Below are 15,649 nucleotides of genomic sequence, written 5' to 3' on the forward strand. Positions count from 1 at the left end.
GGACGGTCAGAGGTCGAGAACGACCGTGAAGGGCCCGTCGTTGGTGAGGGAGAGCTTCATGTCGGCGCCGAAGACCCCGGTGGCGACGGTCGCGCCGAGCCCGCGCAGTTGCGCGACCACCTCGTCGACGAGGGGCTCGGCGACGGCGCCGGGCGCGGCCGCGTTCCACGTGGGCCGGCGCCCCTTCCGGGCGTCACCGTAAAGCGTGAACTGGCTCACCACGAGCAGCGGCCCGTCGACGTCGGAGCAGGACCGCTCCTCGGGCAGAATCCGCAGGCTCCACAGCTTGCGGGCGAGTGCCGCCGCCTTCTCCTTCGTGTCGTCGTGCGTCACACCGACCAGGACGCACAGTCCCGGTCCCTGGATGGCGCCGACGGTCTCCCCGTCGACGACGACCTTCGCTTCGCTCACCCGTTGGGCCACCGCTCGCATGCCCTCATTGTCGCGGGTCGCGGCGGCCGTACCCCACACGGGTGAGAGCCACGCGACGAGGCGGCGGCGTACGCCCGGTCGGCGGGGTCGCACAACTGTTGTGACGGCCGTTCGGGTGCAGAGTCGCTGCGGGGTGCCAGCGGCAGATGGCAGCATCAAAGCCGGGAGGGGCGTGCGGCACGCCCGGAGGGGACGACAGGTATGACCAGATCCGGCGCCGGAGAGACATCCGGCACCGCGCGACGGGCGCTGTCCGTGGCACCCGGCTTCGCCGTATCGAGGGCCGCCGCGTCCGCGGCGCATCGCACAGCAGGAAGGGCCAACCCATGCTGAAGGCCGACGCTACCGGCCCACTGCGACCGCCCGCACCGCGCGGTCCGCTCGCCGATCCGCCCGCGCCCGACCTGGGCGGGATGGACCTGGCGGCGCTGCGCACCCTGCGCCGTGAGGCGCAGCGGGAGGAGGCGGACCTGTCGTACCTGCGGCGGATGCTGCACGGGCGGATCGACATCCTGCGTGCCGAACTGGCCCGGCGCGGCGGCCCGGAGGCGCCTGCCGCGGATGCGGTGGAGGGCGCCGCGGGCGGTGGCGGCTCAACCGGGGGCAGGTCGGCCGGGGGCAGAGCGGTTGCCGGCGGGGCGGCCGGCGCGGGCGGGCCCGTGGTGGACCGGCTCTCGGAGATCCTGGCCGACGGGCCGTCGCGGGTGCGCTCCTCCGCACGGCACGTCACGCTCGGCACGCCGTTGACCGAGCGGGTGCGGCTGCTCGCCGAGGAGATGCTCTCCGAGGTGGAACTGTCCGACCTCGACGCCCGTACCGACCCCGAACTGCACGCGGCGATGGCCCGGTTGGCCGGTCACGAGCAGCAGGTCTCGCGCCGCCGCCACACGCTCCAGCAGACCGTGGACGGCTGCTCGGCGGAGATCACCCGGCGCTATCGGGCGGGCGAGGCGCATGTGGAGGACCTGCTGGCGGAGGGCTGACGTACCGGCGCCCGGGCGGTCCGCGCCGGTTCGGTCCGGGGCCTGCCGGGGTGCGCCGGTCCACGCCGGTGCAGGCCGGTGCAGGCCGGCCCGTCCGGGCGGATATTCGTGTGCGGGGCGCGGAGCGGCGCGCATATGGTGCCGGGCATGACTGCTGAGATCCGCACCCTCGAAGAGTCCGATGTCGCCGACTGGGTGCGGGCGCAGTACGCGGGCTTCCACCTCGGGCCGTCGGTCGACGCGGAGATGGTGGCGACCCGCCGCTCGCTGATCGACCTGAGCCGGTCCCGGGGGGCGTTCGACCGGGGCCGCTGCGTGGCGACCTTCCGCAGCATGCCCCGGGAGCTGACGGTGCCGGGCGGCGCGGCGGTGCCCGCGTCGGCGGTCACCAACGTCTCGGTGACCGCCACCCACCGCCGGCGCGGGCTGGCCGGGCGGATGATGGCCGCGGACATCGCCGACGCCAGGGAGCGCGGGGACGTGGTGTCGATCCTGATCGCCGCCGAGTACCCGATCTACGGCCGGTTCGGCTTCGGCCCGGCGACCTGGGTGACGAACTGGGAGGTCGATGTGGCGCGGGCCGCGCTCGACCACCGCTACGCCGGGCCGGACGACGGCGGCCGGGTGGACATGGCCACCTTGGCGGAGTTGGGCGAAGTCGGTCCCGCGCTGCACGACCGGGTCAGGGCGACGACCCCGGGCGCGATCGACCGGCCGCCGCTGTGGTGGCGGCGGACCACCGGCGAGGTGCGGCTGCCGGAGTGGAAGGAGCGGTACTGCGCGCTCTACCGCGGCCCGGACGGCGAGGTCGACGGGTTCGTCCTCTGGGACGTGCAGGACCATCACTGGCCGGGGAAGCTGCCGCGGGCGGAGCTCACGGTCTCGGACCTGATCGCGGCCACCCCGGCCGCCGAGCAGGCGCTGTGGCGGTTCCTGCTCTCGATGGACTGGATCACCCGGATCACGTCCGGGTACCGCGCGCCCGACGACATCATGCCGCTGCTGCTGGGCGACCCGCGCGCGGCCCGCCCCGAGGCGTACGCCGACTTCATGTGGCTGCGGGTGCTGGACACCCCGGCCGCGCTCACCGCCCGCCGCTACGAGGGCGCCGCCACCGGCCTGGTGCTCCAGGTCCACGACGAGGTGCGCGACGGCGACCGGACCGTGGCGGGCCCCGCCGCCGGCCGCTTCCTGCTGGAGACCGACGACAAGGGGGCCGCCTCCTGCACCCCCTCGACGGCGCCGGCCGACCTGTCGCTGTCGGCCGCCGACCTCGGCTGCCTGTACCTCGGCGACGAGTCCGCGGTCCGGCTGGCCGTGCTCGGCCGGATCACCGAGCACCGCGCGCAGGCGGCCCGAGCCGCGGACATCCTCTTCCGTACCCCGCGCCGCCCTTGGTGCCCGGACGTCTTCTGACCGCCTGACGCGGAACCTTCCGACCCGCCGGCGGCACCGCGCCGGCGGCCCGGGCGTCGTGGCGCGGCTGCCGGTGGGCTACTGGCGGCCGAGGGACATCCACTTCGACGGGTCGGCGAGCGGTTCGAAGCCGAGCTTCGCGTAGACGCCGTGCGCGTCGGCGGTCGCCAGCATGACGCGGCGCACGTCGTACGGCGCGAGGTGGTCGCGGACGGCGGCGACCAGGGCGGTGCCGAGGCCGTTGCCGCGGGCGGCCGGGTCGACGAACACGTCGCAGAGCCAGGCGAACGTGGCGAGGTCGGTGACGACGCGGGCGTATCCGTGCTGCTCTCCGGTGGTCTCGTGGTACGCCCCGAAGTTGAGGGAGCCGGACATCGCGGCCTGCTGCTTGTCGAGGGAACGTCCCTTCGCCCAATACGAGTCGACGGACAGCCACTGGTGGATGCGGGGGACGTCGAGGCGGGCCGGATCGGCGGAGATCTCATACATGGCCGGAAGCGTAGAGCTGCTTAAGAGTTCCGTGCACGACATTTAACTGGACCTTGCGACGACCTGCGGCGCAGACTCGCAGACATGATCCACGTACCGCTGATCACGCCGTTCGGGCCGGACGGCCGGGTCGACCTCGCCGCGCTGGAGCGCCTCGGGCACGACCTGCTGGAGGCGGGGGCCGGCGGTCTGGTCGCCCTCGGCACCACTGCGGAGGCCGCCGCGCTCGAACCGGACGAGCGGGCCGCGGTCACCGCCGCCGTCGGCCGGATCTGCCGTGCGCACGGCGCCCGCTTCACCGTGGGGGTGGGCGGTGCCGGCTCCACCCGGCGTGCCGCCCGCGAGGTGGCCGCCCTCGCCGGGCTTCCCGAGGTGCCCGACGCCGCGCTCGTCACCGTCCCCTCCTTCACCCGGCCGGGCGAGGCCGGGGTGCTCGCCCACTTCCGCGAGGTCGCCGCCGCGAGCCCGGTGCCGGTGCTGATCTACCACGTCCCCTACCGCACCGGGCAGCCGCTCTCCGCCGCCGCCCTCGTCGCCCTCGCGGCGATCCCCGGGGTGGCGGGTGTGAAGTACGCGGCGGGCGAGATCACCGCGGAGACCGTCGCCCTTCTCGCGTCGGCGCCCGAGGGCTTCGAGGTGCTGGCCGGCGACGACGTCTTCGCGCCCGCGCTGCTGGCGCTCGGCGCCCAGGGCGCCATCCTGGCCTCGGCGCACCTGGCGACCCGGGAGTGGGCGGCGCTCGCCGCGGCGGACCCCGGCGCCGGTGACGCATCCGGCGGGCGCGGGCTGTCGGCGCTGGCCGCCGCCGTCTTCAGCGAGCCGAACCCGGCCGTGGTGAAGGCCGTCCTGCACGCGCGGGGCCGCATCCCGACGCCGGACGTACGGCTGCCGCTGCTCCCGGCGAGCCCGTCGGCGGTGGCCGCGGCGCTCACGGCCCTCGCGGCGGTGGAGGGCGCCCCGCGGGGAGCCGGAGTCGCGGCCGCCGCCGGCCCCGGCCGTCTCGCCCCGTGAAATCGAGCCGCGCCCCACGCCCGGGCCGGGGGATACTCGAAACGGACGGGCACCCCCAGACAGGCATGATCGGAGAGATACCGCAATGAGGATCGGAATCGTCGGAGCGACCGGACAGGTCGGCGGGGTCGTCCGCAAGGTGCTGGCCGAGCGGAAGTTCCCCGTCACGCAGCTCCGCCTCTTCGCCTCGGCCCGTTCGGCGGGCCGCACCCTTCCGTGGGAGGGCGGCCCGGACGGCGCCACCGTCACCGTCGAGGACGCGGCGACCGCCGACTACTCCGGTCTGGACATCGTCATCTTCTCCGCGGGCGGCAGCACCTCCCGCGCGCTGGCGGAGAAGGTCGCCGCACAGGGCGCCGTCGTGATCGACAACTCCTCCGCGTGGCGACGCGACCCGGACGTCCCGCTGGTGGTCTCCGAGGTCAATCCGCACGCGATCGCGACCCGCCCGAAGGGCATCATCGCCAACCCGAACTGCACCACGATGGCCTTCATGCCGGTGATGCGCCCGCTGCACGAGGAGGCCGGGCTGGTCGCGCTGGTCGTCGCCACCTACCAGGCCGTCTCCGGCTCGGGCCTGGCCGGCGTGGCCGAACTGCACGGCCAGGCGGTGAAGGTCACCGAGCAGGCCGACGGCCTCACCTTCGACGGGTCGGCCGTCGAGTTCCCCGCCCCGGCGGTCTACCAGCGGCCCATCGCCTACAACGTGGTGCCGCTCGCCGGGAACCTGGTGGACGACGGCAGCTTCGAGACCGACGAGGAGCAGAAGCTGCGCCACGAGTCCCGCAAGATCCTGGAGATCCCCGAGCTGAAGGTGTCCGGCACCTGCGTACGGGTCCCGGTCTTCTCCGGCCACTCGCTGCAGATCAACGCCCGCTTCGCCCGCCCGATCAGCGTTGCGCGGGCGTACGAACTGCTCGCCGCCGCGCCCGGGGTGGAGATCTCGGAGATCCCCACCCCGTTGCAGGCCGCGGGCGCCGACCCCTCCTACGTGGGCCGCGTCCGGCAGGACGAGACGGTCGAGAACGGCCTCGCGCTGTTCGTCTCGAACGACAACCTGCGCAAGGGCGCCGCGCTCAACGCGGTGCAGCTCGCGGAGCTGGTGGCCGCGGAGCTCGGAGCGGTCACGGTCTGAGTGGTTTCGGTCTGAGCGGTCACGGTCTGCCAGGGCACCGTCTGGCGTCGGGGGCGGTGCACGGTCGCCGTCACCCGTGGGCCACGGCCAGCCGGAAGGCCGCCAGCACCGCCTCGGACTGGACCCGCACCTGCTCGTCGACCGGCACCCAGACCGGGTCGTGGCCGAGGGTCAACTCATCCGCCCAGCGGGCGAGTTGGCGCTCGCATACGGCCTTGACCTCGGCGGTGGCCGGGGCCGGGCGGCCGTCGAGGAGCCGTAGCAGCGTGCCGGCGGCCCGCAGGGGAATCCTGCGGGCCGCGATGTCGAGAGCCGCGAGGTGCGCGGCGGTCAGCGGGACCGCGTCCGGGGGCATGCGTTCCCACTCCGCGGCGACCTGCGGGCAGGCCGCGGCCAGTTCCGTCGCGACCCGCAGCAGGTGGGCGCGGTCCGGGGCCGTGGCCGGCAGCACCGCCCGCACCTCCGCGATCAGCACCTCGACCCGGCGCGCGTGGGTCCGCAACTGCCTTCCCAGCCGGGCCAGTTCGCCGGCCGCCTCCGGATGCGGCGCCGGGTCGGCGACCGTACGGGCCGACCACATCGGCACCTCGAACAGCGCGGTCATCCCGCCGTGGCGGTGCGGCCGGGTCCAGGTCGAACGGTCGACGTCCGCCGGCAGCCGGTCCGACCTGGCCCGCGCGCCCGGCTCGGGCAGCACGTAGACACCGGGCCCCGACACCGTCCACCGCAGCGCGTCATAGGTGCCGGTCTGCACCGGCACGTCGTGCTCGGCCGCCAACTTGCCCAGCGGCTCGGCGAGTCCGGGTACGTCGCGGGTCAACTGCACCCAGCAGCCGCCGAGGTCGTTGCCGTGCAGCGAGCACTGGAGGATCGGCCGCAGCTCGTCGATCAGGTCCAGCAGCGCCTGGGACTCCGGGAGTTGGTCGTCCGGCGGCCGGATCGACGGGGCCCACTCCGGTTGCTCGTCGGGCGGCGGGCGGTACGCGTGCCGGAAGTGCGCGGCGGGGGTGCGGCGTATCGGCGGCCCGGCTTCGTGGCGCACCGCGCCGTCGGGGTCCAGGCACAGCAGCAGGTGCCAGGTCGCGTCCGCGCCCGCGTGCAGCAGCGGGTCGTGCGCGACGCGTTCGGCCAGCCGCAGCGCGGTCGCCGCCCCCACCCGCTCATCGGAGTGCGGCCCTGCCACCACCAGGACGTTCCGCCGTCCGTGCCCCACGGTCAGTACGTGCAGCGGGCGCCCCGCCCGCGATCGGCCGACCGCCCGCAACTCGCACAGGCCGGGATGGAAACCGGCGAACGCCGCCGCCGTCGCCACCACCCCCGCGACACTCGGATAGGCGTCGGCCATCGCCGAAGTCACGCTCCGCCGGTCGTCGTTGCCACGGGATCTCCTCGCTGTCCAAATCAACGGCCCCACGATGAAGTTGACGGGGTAATCGCCGATTTGCCCGATGCCCCGCCAAGGTTCCGACCCCTTCGTCCCCCTGTCAAGACCGCCTCGCGCCCGGAAGCGCACCGGCACCCTCACGGCGTCTCGTGCCGCCTCACCCGCCTCACCCGAGCCCCGCGGCGGCGGCCAGCACCGTCCGTGCCTGCAATTCCATCTGCTCGGAGATCGGCACCCACACCGCGTCCATCGTCGCGATCAGGTCCCCCGCACCCGCGTCGAGGCGCCGCTCCAGCCGGGCCCGCAGCCGGGCGGGCGCGCTGTCCGGGTCCTCGTCCAGCCGCGCCTCGTCGAGCAGCCGCAGCAGCGTCCCCGCCGCCCGCAGCGGCGCCTGCCGCGCGGCGATGTCGAACGCGGCGACGTGTGCCATGGTCAGCGGCACCGGCGACTCCCGCCCGATCGCGTCGAAGTCCTCCGCGAGCGCCGCCCACCCGGTGACCGCCTGCCGTGCGGCCCGCAGCACCGGCCCGTCCGCGGCGTCCCCGAGCAGTTCCAGCGCCTGCTCGAACGCCTCCTCCCCGGTGGTCCCCTCGTTCCGCAGCCGCGCCGCCAGCACGGCCAGCGCGTACGCCGGGTCCGGGTGCGGCTCGGCGTACGCCACCCGCCGGGTCGCCCACATCGGCACCTCGACCCGCAGTTCCGGCCCGTAGCGCCGCCCCGGCCCCGCCGGCCGTACGAAGACACCGGGCCCGGCGCCGTGCGAGGACAGCGCTTCGTACGTGCCGGTCTGCACGGGGATGTCGAGTTCGGCGGCGATCTTCCCGAACGGCTCGGCCAGCCCGGCCACTTCGGCGGAGAGCCGGACCCAGGCGCCCCCCACGTCCGTGCCGTGCAGCGAGCAGCGGAGCACCGGCCGCAGCTCGTCGACGAGGGCGGACAGCGCCAGCGTCTCGGGGAGCCGACCGGCCGTCGCGGCCAACGAGGCGGCGGTGTAGGGGCGTTCGGAGGAGGCGGGGCGGTAGGCGTGCCGGAAGTGCACCGCGGGCGGGCGGGGACCGGCCGGACCCGTCTCGTTGAGGAGTGCGCCGTCGGGGTCGAGGCAGAGCAGGAAGTCCCAGGTCAGCCCGGCTTCCCTGAGCCGCCGCCGGTCGTGGACGGCCTGCTCGGCCAGCCACAGCACGGTGCCGCCGCCCGCCTGCTCGTCGCAGTTCGCGCCGGCCACCACGAGGATGTGCCGGCCGCTGTCCCGCGGGTGCCCGACGGACAGCAGCCACAGGGGCCGCCCGGACCGGGACTCGCCGGCCAACCGCATCCGGCACAGGTCCGGGTGGCGCAGCGTGAGCATCCGGGCCGCCGCGGCGACACCCGCCACCGTCGGAAACGCGTCTGGCCCGCGCATGACCGCTCCTTCGCTGCCGTCGCCCGCCGTCCAGTCGTACAGCCGTGCCTGCACGTGCGGGGCGGTGCGTTGCCTGCTGTGCGTTGCGTGCTGTGCCTGATGTGCGTGCTGTGCAACGGAGTTGGCGGCGCGGCTCGATCGGCGGTGGCGCGCCCCGCCCCAGCGTCGGCGGGCGGCCCGCGGGTGTCAAGAGCGCCCAGCGGCCACTCCGGCGGCGTGCGAACGGGCGATGTCGGGACCGCGGTACATGTCCTCGGGGATGCTCGCCAGCGCGGACTCCCGCAACCGGTCGCCGAGTCCGTACAGTTCCTGGAAGCTCATCAGCAGCGGCCGCCAGCGGTCGGGGTCGATCCGGTCGCGCGTGCCGGGCATCCGGATCGCGTCGTGCACGAGCACCCGCTGCACCCGCACCTCGAACACCACGATGCCGCCGCGCTGTTGGGGGTCGTCGTCGGCGAGCGGATGGGTGGCCTCGACCACCGCCTCCATGGCCACCGGGCACTGCGCGGCGCGCGGCGGCCGTACGGTGTCCGAGTCGACCGGGGTGAGCCCGGCGCGGGCGAACTTCTCCTTGTGGAAGCGGTATCCGCGCTTCTGCTTGCCCTCGGGCACGGGGTCGCGGCCGGTGGTCAGGGCGAGCGCGTCCACGGCCGCGGCGAGCGAGTCGTCCGGCAGGTTCAGCACGCATTCGCCGGTCCTGAGCAGGTTCAGCGTGGTCTGCGACCTCGCGCCGAGCCCGAGCATCGCCCGCCAGCCGAGCCAGAACGCGGACGACATCGGCGCGAGGTTCGCGCTGCCGTCCTCGTTCTCGGTGGAGAGCAGCACCACGGGGGTGCCGAAGTAGAGGATGCCGGGCTCGATCCGGGTGTGGCGGGCGGCGGGGCCGTCGGTCCGGCCGTCGGCGTGGTTCTGGGCGTTTCGCGTGGTCATGCGGTCAGTCTTGTCACGGGTGCGGGGCGGTGCTGGCGGGAATCGGACGTCGCGCGGCTGTACGAGGCCGTACGCGGTTGTACGCGGTCGTGCCGTCCGGACCGGCCCGCGCGGAGGAGCACCGGCCGGCACGGATCAGGGTGCGGCGTTCTCCGCTGCCCCGCCGACCGTCCAGCCCGTGTCCGCCGCCCACCGTTCGGCACCGGCCATCAGCAGCTCCGTGGCCGTCGCCTTGATCTGGCCGTAGTCGAAGATGTCGGGCACGCTCGCGGCCAGCCGCTGCTTGAACGCGCCCCAGCCCGCGCGGGCGGCCTCGTCCGCGCGCAGATAGTCGCGGAAGAGCAGCGCGAAGCGGGAGTTGGGGCCGTCGGCCCGCCGCAGGTGCACGTTGCAGGAGCGCGCCCCGGGCGGCGGCGCGAAGACGAGCTTGCGGCACTCCCGCCCGCCCGACACCTCCGTCCGGTTCCACGGCTCGGGCCGGCACCGGAAGCCGATCGCGGCGAGCAGCGGCTCCAGCCGTGCCTCGTCCACGTCGCCCACCCGCACCTGCACGTCCACGCAGTCCTTCGCCGCCAGGCCCGGCACGGACGTCGAGCCCACATGGTCGATCGCGACCGCCTCCGCGCCGAGCGCCCCACCCAGCACCCGCGCCAGCTCCACGAAGTCCGCCCGCCAGGTGCTCTGGTACGGCACGACCCGCACCGGCTTCAACTCGTCCTCGAACGGCATGGTTCGGCACGCTACCAAGCCCGGGCGCCGGGGCCGTCGTAGGATCTTCACCCGCTGTCGGAGGGAGCCGCACGATGTTCACGGTCGAGGAGCGGGACCGCCTGCGGGAGTGGCTGGTCGCGCGCGCGGAGGCCGATGCCGCCGTGGTGGGGGCCGCGTTCACGGGCTCGTACGCGGTCGGCGCCGGCGACCGCTGGTCGGACACCGACCTGGTGCTGTCCGTACGTGGGGAGGTCGCGGACACGGTGGCGCGCTGGACGCGGTGGCTCACCGCCGAACTCGGCGCCCTGCACCACTGGGACCTGCCGGTCGGCACCGGCACCGTCCGGGCGTTCCTGCTGCCCGGCTGGCTGGAGGCCGACGTCACCTTCGCGCCCGAGGCCGAGTTCGGCCCGCGCGGACCCAACTGGCGCCCGCTGTTCGGCACTTCGCAGCCGCTGCGGCCCTACCGGGACCCGGACCCCGACCTGCTGACGGGCCTGCTGTGGCATCACGCCCTGCACGTCCGGATCTGCCTGGCGCGCGGCCGCCTGTGGCAGGCCGAGCACTGGATCGGCGCGATGCGCGAGCACCTCCTCACCCTCGCCTGCGTGCGCCTCGGGCTGCCCACGGCCCACGCCAAGGGCGCCCACCTCCTGCCCGACGAGGTCACCGACCCGCTCGCCGCGACCCTCGTCCGCGCCCTCGACGCCGCCGAGATCCACCGCGCGCTGCGCGCCACCCTCACCGCCGCGGGCGCCGAACTCGCCCTCGCGGACCCGCAGACCGCGGCCGCGGCCGCCCGACTGGAGCCGCTGCTCGCCGAGTTGGCGGCTCCCGACCTCCCCTTCTGACCCTTCTGACCGCGGCCACCGGCGGGCCGAGCACGCCGCGGACCGGCTCAGACCGTCGCCTCGTCGAGGAGGAAGGTCCCGCCGGCCGCCTCGGCCAGCTCGGGGCCGAAGAGCGCGCCGGGCGTGTAGGCGCCGGGCTTCCCCTCGCCCCGCGCGAGGCGGCTCGCGACCTCCGAGGCCACCGCGGCCGTGAACGACATGCCGTCGCCCGCCCGCAGCCACCCTTCGCGGTGGCCGCCGTCGGCGTCCTGGACCAGGGCGCGCGCCCAGGAGAACTCCCGGTTCCGTTCGCCGGGGCCGACCTGGACCCGGGCGAAGCGGCGCTTCACCGCGTTGCCGAGCGGGCGGCGCGCCAGCAGGACGGCCGCCGCCGGCAGCACCGCGCGGATCGCCCGCCCGGCCGGCATCGCGCCCGACGCGGCGACCACGAAGGGCGCCCCGCTGGCCCGGTGGGCCGCCTCCAGTTCGCCGGACGGGCCCCCGGCGCTGTGGGCCGCCGAACCGTCGGGCAGGGCGAACCGCTCGAAGTCGCCGCCGAGCCGGGCGGACACGAGCCGCCCCCGCTCGTAACGGCGCCCGCCGACCGAGAGCGCGTCGATGATGCTCGCCGCCAGCGCGGCGCCGATCGCGCCGGGCTCGTTCTCGACCGCCGCCAGCGCGTCGACCCGCACCCGCGCCGGTGCCGGCCGGCCCGCGCACAGCTTCAGCACGACGCTCTCGGTGGCGAGCACGCCGAACCCGGCGCCGGTCACCAGGCAGCGGCCGTCGGCGGCGGCCTCGTCGTGCAACCCGAGCAACCCGGTGACCGCGAGGAGTTCGTTGGCGAGATCGAGGTAGTGGGTGCCGGGCGGGCACGCGCGGGCGATCGGCAGCGCCGTCTCGGTGAACGGGCCGATCGTGTTGACGACCACGGAGGGCGCGGCCGCCGCGAGCTGCGCGGTGATCGCGGCGACGGTGGCGGCGGAACCGTTGGCACGTCCCCGGCGGGCATCGCCTGGGCCATTGGTACGGGCTGAACCACGGGTTCTTGCTGTGCCATGGGCATCAGCCGATCCATGGGTACCGGCTGTGCCATGGGGACCGGCCGCACCTGCGGTTCCGGTGGCCGGGCCGATCACCACGGTCCGCGAGGTGCCGCCGATCGTCCCGGCCAGCTCGCCCAGCCGCGCGGCATCGCGTCCCACCAGGACCAGCGGGGCGTCACCCGCCGCCAGCAGCGCGGCGATCGCGCGTCCGGTCCGGCCGGTCGCTCCCAGAATCCAGATCTCGTTCATGGTCGGCTCGTTCCGCTCGTTCCGCTTGTTCGCTCGTGCTGGTCGCGATGCCACGGACCGGGCCGTCCGCGACGTGCCCGGCACGGCCGTACGGTGGCGCCCGGCCCGTGCTGCCACCTTGCGGGCGCGCGGCGCCACGGGTCCAATGAATGTTCCGGAACGCGCATCCCGATATCCGCAACACCGCAGGTCACGGCACATGCAAGCGGTGAAGCGGCCAGGTGCGGCCGCTACGCTGAAGTCATGACAGATCCGCCAGTGCCCCGCGAGGACCTCGACCTGCGGCTCGTGCGCTCCTTCGCCGCCGTCGCCGAGCACCGGCACTTCGGGCGGGCCGCCGTGGCCCTCCACCTCACCCAGTCCTCGCTGAGCCGCCAGATCAACCGCCTGGAGGAGCAGGTCGGCGCCCGCCTGCTGGACCGCACTCCGCAGGGCAGCCGGCTCACCGGGGCCGGCGAGGTCTTCCTCCCGCTCGCGCGGGCGCTGCTGCGCTCCGCCGCCCAGGCTTCCGCGCGGGCCCGCGCCGCCGCCGAGCCCAGCCGTATCACCATCGGCTACATCACGAACATCATCATCACCCCGGCCGTGCGCGAGCTGCGCCGCAAGCACCCGGACGCCGACGTGCGCACCCACCACCTGCTCTGGCACGAAGCGGGCGAGGCCCTGCGCGACCACCGGGTGGACGCGGTGGTCACCCGGCTGCCGTTCGCCACCGGCCGGCTGCATGTGACGGTCCTCTACGACGAGCCGCGGGTCCTGCTGGTGCCCTACGACCACCGCCTCGCCGGGCGGGAGTCGGTCACCCTCGACGACGTCGCCGACGAACCCATGCCCCGCGTCGCCGACCCCGCCTGGAACGCCTTCTGGCGGATCGACCCCCGCCCCGACGGCAGCTCCGCGCCCGGCGGTCCCGTGGTCGACTCCGTCGAGGACAAGATCGAGCTGATCGCCGCCGGGCAGGCCGTGGCGATCGTGCCGCTCGGCTCCGGCACGATCGGCCCCCGCCCCGACCTGGCCCTGATCCCGCTCGAAGGCGTCGAACCGAGCCATGTGGTGCTGGCCACCCGCGCCGGCGACCGCAGCCGGCTGGTGACCGCCTTCCGCAAGCACGCCGAGGCCCTCCTCACCGGCCCGGGCGGCGCGCACCCGGTGGGGCCCGCGGGCCGGCCGTAGACTGGCCGGGTGATGATCGAGGACCTCGTCCGGCTCCGCAAGGCCAGAGACGCGATGGACCGCGACTACGCACAGCCCCTCGACGTGCCGGCGCTGGCGCGGGTCGCGCTGATGTCGCCCGGGCACTTCTCCCGCAGCTTCCGCGCCGCCTTCGGCGAGACCCCGTACAGCTACCTGATGACCCGCAGGATCGAACGGGCCAAGGCGCTGCTGCGGCGGGGCGACCTGAGCGTGACGGACGTCTGCTTCGCGGTCGGCTGTACGTCGCTGGGGTCGTTCAGCTCGCGCTTCACCGAACTGGTCGGCGAGAGCCCGAGCGCGTACCGGGCCCGCAGCCATGACCCGGGCGCGGCCATCCCGGCGTGCGTGGCCAAGATCCTCACCCGGCCGGTGCGCAACGGTCCGGCCGGGCGCGGAGGCGCGGAATCCGCCACCAGCCCATAGCGTGAAGCCCATGGACATCAGGCTTTCGCAGTGCTTCATCGCCGTCGACGACCATGACAAGGCGCTCGCGTTCTACCGCGATGTGCTCGGTCTCGAGGTGCGCAACGACGTCGGGTTCGAGGGGATGCGCTGGGTGACGGTCGGCTCGCCGTCGCAGCCGGACGTGGAGATCGTGCTCGAACCGCCGCTCGCGAACCCGAACGCCTCGCCCGCCGACAAGGACGCGATGGCCGAACTGCTCGCCAAGGGGATGCTGCGCGGCGTGATCTTCGCCACCGACGACGTGGACGCGACCTTCGAGCGCATCCGCGCGGCGGGCGCCGAGGTGCTCCAGGAGCCGGTCGACCAGCCGTACGGCGTCCGCGACTGCGCTTTCCGCGACCCGGCCGGCAACCTCCTGCGCTTCAACCAGCCGCGCAAGCGCTGACGGCGATCGAGCGCCGACGACCCCCACCACCCCGGTGAGGTGTCACAACCTCGGTCCGGGCGGTGTCTTCATGCCGAACAGGCAGACATTCAAGGAGGACACCATGGCGCTACGCGTACCGAAGGCGGAACTCCCCGCCGACGTCCGGGAGAAGATGACCGAGCTGCTCGGTACCGTGCCCGAACCCGTCGAGGTCACCTGGCACAGCCCTCGGATCGCCCAGGACAACCTGGAGTTCGGGCGCATGGCGGGGCGGTGGGACGCGGCGGACGCGAGCCTGAAGACGTTCGCGCACATGGCCGTCGCGGCGCAGGTCGGATGCAGCTGGTGCCTCGACATCGGCTACTTCCAGGCGCAGAACCAGGACTTGGACCTGGCCAAGGCGAGCCAGGTGCCGCGCTGGCGCGAGTCCGACGTCTTCACGCCGTTGGAGCGGGACGTGCTGGAGTACGCCGAGGCCATGACGGTCACGCCGCCGACCGTCACCGACGAGCTGTCCGCGCGGCTGCTCGACCGGCTCGGCCCGGCGGCGATGGTCGAACTCACCGTGGTCATCGCCTTCGCCAACCTCGCGACCCGGAGCAACACGGCGCTCGGTATCGAGTCGCAGGGCTACTCCGCCGCGTGCGAAGTCCCGCTGGCCGCACGCCCGCAGGCGTCCGGCGCCGTACCGGCGCGGTGACCGGGGACCCGTTCGTCGCCCATCGCAGCCTGCTGTTCACCGTGGCGTACGAGATGCTCGGGTCGGCGGCCGACGCGGAGGACGTGCTCCAGGAGTCCTGGCTGCGGTGGGCCGGTGCCGACCAGGCCCAGGTGCGCGACCCGCGGGCCTACCTGGTCCGGGTCGTCGCGCGGCAGGCGCTCAACCGGCTGCGCACCCTGGCCCGCAGGCGTGAGGAGTACGTCGGCGAGTGGCTGCCCGAACCCCTGCTGACCAGCCCCGACGTCGCCGACGACGTCGAACTCGCCGAGAGCGTCTCGATGGCGATGCTGACCGTGCTGGAGACGCTCGGGCCGACCGAGCGGGCGGTGTTCGTGCTCCGCGAGGTCTTCGACGTGCCGTACGGCGAGATCGCCGAGGCGATCGGGAAGTCGGCGGCCGCGGTGCGGCAGATCGCGCGGCGGGCACGGGAGCACGTGGCGGCCCGGCGGCCGCGGGTGCGGGTGAGCCGGTCGGAGCAACAGGCCGTGGTGGAGCGGTTCATGGCCGCGTTGCGCACCGGGCGGCTCGGGGAGCTGATGGAGGTCATCGCGCCCGACGTGGTCATGATCGCCGACGGGGGCGGGTTCGTGACCGCCGCGCTCGTGCCGGTCCGCGGCGCGGAGCGGGTCGCGACGCTGCTCGCGCGGGCGAACCAGGTGGTGGACGGGTTCGCGGTGGCGACGGTGTGGCTCAACGGCGCGGCCGCGGTCCGGATCGAGTTCGACGGCGAGCCGGCCGCGGTGAGCCTCGTGGTGGCGGACGGGCGGATCACCCGGATCTACGTGGTGCGGAACCCGCGGAAGCTGACGCGGATGGCGGAACCGGCCGAACTCAGCAGGTAGCGGGCGTGGTTGGGGGCGTGGTCCGGGCGGTGCGCGCCGCCCGGA

The 15,649-nt window shown here is 74.6% G+C and carries 17 protein-coding genes; 10 read left to right on the plus strand and 7 right to left on the minus strand.

Going from position 1 to position 15,649, the window contains the following annotated elements; all coding sequences use genetic code 11:
• Positions 1–6: 6 nt before the first annotated feature.
• A complete protein-coding gene (gene dtd, locus OG370_RS23810; RefSeq protein ID WP_328467526.1) occupies positions 7–432 on the minus strand; it encodes a D-aminoacyl-tRNA deacylase in 426 nt (141 codons plus the stop codon).
• Positions 433–758: 326 nt separating this feature from the next.
• On the opposite strand from dtd, the gene OG370_RS23815 reads away from it, so the two are divergent.
• Both OG370_RS23815 and OG370_RS23820 read left to right on the plus strand, forming a co-directional pair.
• On the plus strand, positions 759–1,415 hold the full coding sequence (locus OG370_RS23815) for an RsiG family protein (protein WP_328467528.1): 657 nt from the start codon (positions 759–761) through the stop codon (positions 1,413–1,415).
• Positions 1,416–1,562: 147 nt separating this feature from the next.
• Positions 1,563–2,831 carry a GNAT family N-acetyltransferase gene (locus tag OG370_RS23820; protein ID WP_328467530.1) on the plus strand — a complete coding sequence of 423 codons (1,269 nt, stop codon included), beginning with the start codon at positions 1,563–1,565 and terminating at the stop codon, positions 2,829–2,831.
• A 78-nt stretch (positions 2,832–2,909) separates the two neighbouring features.
• Here the strand turns inward: OG370_RS23820 and OG370_RS23825 are convergent, their stop codons facing one another.
• Positions 2,910–3,320: a GNAT family N-acetyltransferase gene (locus OG370_RS23825; protein ID WP_328467532.1), complete on the minus strand. Its 411-nt coding sequence runs from the start codon at positions 3,318–3,320 to the stop codon at positions 2,910–2,912.
• An 84-nt stretch (positions 3,321–3,404) separates the two neighbouring features.
• Here OG370_RS23825 and OG370_RS23830 point away from each other — a divergent pair, with 84 nt between their 5' ends.
• A complete protein-coding gene (locus tag OG370_RS23830) occupies positions 3,405–4,331 on the plus strand; it encodes a dihydrodipicolinate synthase family protein (protein ID WP_328467534.1) in 927 nt (308 codons plus the stop codon).
• Between the two features lie 85 nt (positions 4,332–4,416).
• Positions 4,417–5,466, plus strand: coding sequence for an aspartate-semialdehyde dehydrogenase (locus tag OG370_RS23835; RefSeq protein WP_328467536.1), 1,050 nt, complete (start codon positions 4,417–4,419; stop codon positions 5,464–5,466).
• 70 nt (positions 5,467–5,536) lie between these two features.
• On the opposite strand, the gene OG370_RS23840 is transcribed toward OG370_RS23835, so the two are convergent.
• From OG370_RS23840 to OG370_RS23855, 4 genes are all read right to left on the minus strand, one after another.
• Positions 5,537–6,823, minus strand: coding sequence for a M14 family zinc carboxypeptidase (locus OG370_RS23840; RefSeq protein ID WP_328467538.1), 1,287 nt, complete (start codon positions 6,821–6,823; stop codon positions 5,537–5,539).
• A 193-nt stretch (positions 6,824–7,016) separates the two neighbouring features.
• Positions 7,017–8,249: a M14 family zinc carboxypeptidase gene (locus tag OG370_RS23845; protein WP_328467540.1), complete on the minus strand. Its 1,233-nt coding sequence runs from the start codon at positions 8,247–8,249 to the stop codon at positions 7,017–7,019.
• Between the two features lie 186 nt (positions 8,250–8,435).
• The gene (locus tag OG370_RS23850) at positions 8,436–9,179 is read right to left on the minus strand and encodes a flavin reductase family protein (protein WP_328467542.1); all 744 of its coding nucleotides are present in this window, start codon (positions 9,177–9,179) and stop codon (positions 8,436–8,438) included.
• 135 nt (positions 9,180–9,314) lie between these two features.
• Positions 9,315–9,908 carry a GrpB family protein gene (locus OG370_RS23855; RefSeq protein WP_328467544.1) on the minus strand — a complete coding sequence of 198 codons (594 nt, stop codon included), beginning with the start codon at positions 9,906–9,908 and terminating at the stop codon, positions 9,315–9,317.
• A 74-nt stretch (positions 9,909–9,982) separates the two neighbouring features.
• On the opposite strand from OG370_RS23855, the gene OG370_RS23860 reads away from it, so the two are divergent.
• A complete protein-coding gene (locus tag OG370_RS23860; RefSeq protein WP_328467546.1) occupies positions 9,983–10,741 on the plus strand; it encodes a hypothetical protein in 759 nt (252 codons plus the stop codon).
• Between the two features lie 47 nt (positions 10,742–10,788).
• Here the strand turns inward: OG370_RS23860 and OG370_RS23865 are convergent, their stop codons facing one another.
• The gene (locus OG370_RS23865; RefSeq protein ID WP_328467548.1) at positions 10,789–12,015 is read right to left on the minus strand and encodes a hypothetical protein; all 1,227 of its coding nucleotides are present in this window, start codon (positions 12,013–12,015) and stop codon (positions 10,789–10,791) included.
• Between the two features lie 243 nt (positions 12,016–12,258).
• Between OG370_RS23865 and OG370_RS23870 the strand changes: the two genes are divergently transcribed.
• The 5 genes from OG370_RS23870 (at position 12,259) to OG370_RS23890 (ending at position 15,604) form a co-directional block, all read left to right on the plus strand.
• Positions 12,259–13,188 carry a LysR family transcriptional regulator gene (locus tag OG370_RS23870; protein WP_328467550.1) on the plus strand — a complete coding sequence of 310 codons (930 nt, stop codon included), beginning with the start codon at positions 12,259–12,261 and terminating at the stop codon, positions 13,186–13,188.
• Between the two features lie 9 nt (positions 13,189–13,197).
• Positions 13,198–13,632 (plus strand): helix-turn-helix transcriptional regulator, encoded by a 435-nt coding sequence (locus tag OG370_RS23875; protein ID WP_328467552.1) that lies wholly within the window; start codon positions 13,198–13,200, stop codon positions 13,630–13,632.
• A 10-nt stretch (positions 13,633–13,642) separates the two neighbouring features.
• Positions 13,643–14,059, plus strand: coding sequence for a VOC family protein (locus tag OG370_RS23880; protein ID WP_328467554.1), 417 nt, complete (start codon positions 13,643–13,645; stop codon positions 14,057–14,059).
• A gap of 103 nt (positions 14,060–14,162) precedes the next feature.
• Positions 14,163–14,741 carry a carboxymuconolactone decarboxylase family protein gene (locus OG370_RS23885; RefSeq protein ID WP_328467556.1) on the plus strand — a complete coding sequence of 193 codons (579 nt, stop codon included), beginning with the start codon at positions 14,163–14,165 and terminating at the stop codon, positions 14,739–14,741.
• Positions 14,738–15,604 (plus strand): RNA polymerase sigma-70 factor, encoded by an 867-nt coding sequence (locus tag OG370_RS23890; protein ID WP_328474346.1) that lies wholly within the window; start codon positions 14,738–14,740, stop codon positions 15,602–15,604. Before OG370_RS23885 ends, OG370_RS23890 begins: the two co-directional genes overlap by 4 nt.
• Positions 15,605–15,649: the final 45 nt, after the last annotated feature.

The organism is Streptomyces sp. NBC_00448 (genome assembly GCF_036014115.1).
Taxonomy (GTDB): Bacteria; Actinomycetota; Actinomycetes; order Streptomycetales; family Streptomycetaceae; genus Actinacidiphila.